The organism is uncultured Novosphingobium sp. (assembly GCF_964277725.1).
Lineage (GTDB): Bacteria > Pseudomonadota > Alphaproteobacteria > Sphingomonadales > Sphingomonadaceae > Novosphingobium > Novosphingobium fluoreni.
In genome coordinates this window covers 1-3,553 of record NZ_CAXYKL010000235.1, presented here as the reverse complement: position 1 = coordinate 3,553, position 3,553 = coordinate 1, and the positions used below count along the sequence as shown (strand labels likewise).

At 59.5% G+C, this 3,553-nt stretch carries 4 protein-coding genes; all 4 read left to right on the top strand.

The annotated features are described in order from the left end of the window. Nucleotides 1–78: 78 nt before the first annotated feature. The 4 genes from ACHWRX_RS13220 (at nt 79) to ACHWRX_RS13205 (ending at nt 3,553) form a co-directional block, all read left to right on the top strand. Nucleotides 79–432, top strand: a complete 354-nt coding sequence (locus ACHWRX_RS13220) for a hypothetical protein (RefSeq protein ID WP_394659539.1) — start codon at nt 79–81, stop codon at nt 430–432. Nucleotides 433–975: 543 nt separating this feature from the next. Continuing rightward, a complete protein-coding gene (locus tag ACHWRX_RS13215; RefSeq protein ID WP_394659538.1) occupies nt 976–1,737 on the top strand; it encodes a CDP-alcohol phosphatidyltransferase family protein in 762 nt (253 codons plus the stop codon). Next, entirely contained in the window at nt 1,737–2,834 is a 1,098-nt protein-coding gene (locus ACHWRX_RS13210) for an inositol-3-phosphate synthase (protein ID WP_058734656.1), read from the top strand. Before ACHWRX_RS13215 ends, ACHWRX_RS13210 begins: the two co-directional genes overlap by 1 nt. After that, nucleotides 2,831–3,553, top strand: coding sequence for an NTP transferase domain-containing protein (locus tag ACHWRX_RS13205; protein WP_394659537.1), 723 nt, complete (start codon nt 2,831–2,833; stop codon nt 3,551–3,553). The genes ACHWRX_RS13210 and ACHWRX_RS13205 overlap by 4 nt, the downstream gene beginning before the upstream one ends.

The window sequence follows — 3,553 nt, the reverse complement described above, 5'->3', positions numbered from 1 at the left end:
CTTCCTTCGCTGCATTGATGCTCTCCGTTCAGTGAAAACACCTTATCTCGGTGTCCACCAAACCGGCAGCAGGCCACGGTGAACTCGGCGACCGGCTACGATGCCCAGGACAATCAAGGCACACGCTACCAAATCAAGGCCCGTAGGCTGCGCAACAATGTGGCTGGAGAGCGGCAGCTCGGCGTACTACGCGGCTTGCCCGACAAAGCCTTTGATTACCTAGCGGCGGTGCTTTTCAGTTCCGACTTCGCTGTACGCCGTGCGGCCATCATTCCCCATGCAGCAGTCGTAAGCCGGGCAATGCACATCAAACACGTCAACGGCTGGCGCTTCCTGCTTGAGGACGCGGTGTGGCTGATCGAGGGCGTTCAAGATGTCACCGACGCCATTCAGTCTGCGGCAGCCAACCTAGACTCAAGCCAGGGAGCGTAAATGTAAAGTTGAGCAAGCTGACCCAATTGCAGTCATTCAACGGCGGGCGGCCCCCTCCCGAAAGCGGACGCTCGTTAATTGCAGCTTGGCCGCTGCTTACTCAGCTAGCGCCACCTAACCGATCTGCATCCGTCAGACCTTCGATGACGATCGCGGTCCCCTGCAGAAGCCAGCGGGGAGACGTTGTGCGTGGTCCTGTGAAAGAGATTCGACGCGGGATGATTGGCGAGCCGGAGCTCCAGCCGTGGTATTGACAAGTCGTCGAACCACGACCGATCAATCCCGGCAAACTGCCTTGAGAACGGCATGACGGCGCCATCCATCAAGCCGCCATGGTACCGCAGAGCTGACCGCCAACTCTAGCCTGCCTCAGCGACCAGCCTGATCGACGCGTGACAGGCTCGTTGCAAATCACTTGCAAGTCAGACAGCTAGGCTCATACATTACGATTTAATGACATTTACCATCCCCGATACCTCACGGGACCGACGGATAGAAGATCCGACAAATCTCTGGATTATTCATCCAGCGGCACGCTTTCTCGTGCCCTGGTTCATCGCGCGCGGGATCTCGGCCAATGCCGTTTCCCTGGCCGGGCTGGCTTTAGGCACATCGGCCGCGCTGGCCTACAGCCGGTGGGAGATGTGGCCTCTTGCCGTTGTCGGCCTGCTCCTGTCCGTCTGCTGGCTTGTCGCCGACGGGATGGACGGGATGATTGCGCGGGCCACGGGCACAGCCAGTCCGCTGGGACGCGCGCTGGACGGGTTGTGCGACCATGGCGTTTTCGTCCTCATCTATGTTTCGCTGGCCGTCTCCATCGGCACGTTGGAAGCCTGGGCCTTGGCGGTCGCCGCAGGCATCGCACATATGGTCCAATCCAATATGTACGAGAGCGAGCGAGCCCGCTTTCACCGGCGCCGGAATGCGGTGGCGACGATCGCCAGCCCTGCACCCAGCCGCAATCCGCTTGTCCAGCTTTATGATCATTGCTGGGGATTATTGGACCGGGTTGCCGCGCGGTTCGACCACGCGCTGGCGCGGCACCAATCGCCCGCTGAGCTTGCGGCAAGATATGCCACCCTGGCCGTCAGGCCGATGCGGCTGATGAGCCTGCTGTCCGCCAATGTCCGGGTCTATGCCATTTTCCTTGCCTGCCTTTTCAGCAATCCACGCCTCTTTTGGTGGTTTGAGCTCATCCCGCTGAACATCATCCTCATCGTTGGACTTTTCCAGCATCGCACCGTCGAAAATCGCTTCACAGTGCCGGAAAATCATTTTCCATATAGAGAAGGAATCAAGAAGTAATGCCGGCCATCAACATTGCCATCGTAGGGGTGGGCAACTGTGCCAGCTCTCTCGTGCAGGGGCTTTCCTATTATCGCGAGGGCGCAAATGATACGGTCGGGCTCATGCATTGGGACTTGGGCGGGTATAAGCCGACCGATATCCATGTCGTAGCTGCTTGGGATATTGACCAGCGAAAAGTCGGCAAGGACGTAGCGGAAGCAATTTTCGCCAAGCCCAACTGCACCACCGTCTTTTGCGAAACCGTGCCTCTCACGGGGACCAAGGTGCAGATGGGGCATGTTCTTGACGGCGTCGCCGAACATATGTCGGAATATGACGACCATCGGACATTCCTGCTCGCGGGTGAGAAGGAGGCCTCCAAGGCGGAAGTGGTAGCCGCCCTGCGCGAGACCAAGACCGATGTGCTGATGAACTATCTGCCGGTGGGTTCGCAGGCCGCCAGTGAGTTCTACGCCGAATGCGCGCTCGAGGCGGGTGTGGCGTTCGTGAACAACATTCCCGTATTCATCGCCAGTGACCCCATATGGGCGGACCGCTTCACCAAGGCTGGTGTCCCGATCATCGGCGACGACATTAAGGCGCAGCTCGGCGCCACCATCGTTCACCGCGTGCTCACCGATCTATTCGCCAAGCGGGGCGTCAAGCTGGAGCGGACCTACCAGCTTAATACCGGCGGCAACACCGACTTCCTCAACATGTCCAATCATCGCCGCCTTGCCTCGAAGAAAATCTCGAAGACCGAGGCGGTGCAGTCGGTCGCTGCGGAGCGGCTGCACGACGACAATGTTCATATCGGCCCGTCCGACTATGTACCTTGGCAAAATGACAACAAGATCTGCTTCCTGCGGATGGAAGGGACGATGTTCGGCGGTGTACCGATGAACCTGGAGTTGCGCCTGTCCGTCGAGGACAGCCCGAACAGTGCGGGCGTCGCCATCGATATGATCCGGTGCGCCAAGCTGGCAAAGGATCGCGGCCTGGCCGGGCCGATCGACGCGGCGTCGGCGTATTTCTGCAAGCATCCGCGTATTCAGATGACCGATGACCTTGCGGCGCAGGCGGTCGACGAGTTCATTGCCGTAGCGGCCGAATGATCGAAACCGGTATCGTTCTCGCGGCAGGCGAAGGCTCACGCCTTCGCGCTGTCGCCCCGCTCAAGCCGCTCTGCTGCGTGGCCGGGCGGACGCTGCTTGCCCATGCCGTGTCCGGCATGGCGCAGGCGGGGCTGGCGCGAACAGTCGTGGTCGTCGGCTATGAGGCGGAGACGATCGAAGCCTATGTCGCGGCCGAAGACTGGCCGATCACAGTCGAAACCGTCCGGGTAGAAAATTATCGCTATCCCAACGGCTCTTCGTTGCTCGCAGCGGAACCATTGCTGTACGGTGAGGAGGCGATCCTCGCGATGTGCGACCATCTCGTCGAACCGGAATTTTATCGGCGAATGGCTCATGCCGATACGGGTGGCGGCGCATCGCTCGGGATTGACCGTCGGATCGATCACGATTGGATCGATCTTGACGATGTGACGTGTGCTCAGACGGATGGCGACCGCTTAATCAGCATAGGCAAGGGCCTCGCGGTATATGATTGCTTCGATACGGGTGTCTTCGCTGTTGGCAAGGGCCTGTTTGACGCACTCCGGGGATTGGAAAAGCCCTCTCTGACCGAAGGAATGCGGCGCCTGACATCCGACCGTACTGCTGGCATCCGCGATTGCAGCGATCTTGGATGGATCGATGTTGACGATGAGCGGGCATGGCGCATTGCAGAAACGTGGCTTACCACAAGTATTCTCAGCACAGGCGACGCTTAA

Bases quoted from the DNA above. Each gene is read 5' to 3' on its own strand.
- ACHWRX_RS13210 (WP_058734656.1), top strand. From the start codon at position 1,737: ATGCCGGCCATCAACATTGCCATCGTAGGGGTGGGCAACTGTGCCAGC.
- ACHWRX_RS13205 (WP_394659537.1), top strand. From the start codon at position 2,831: ATGATCGAAACCGGTATCGTTCTCGCGGCAGGCGAAGGCTCACGCCTT.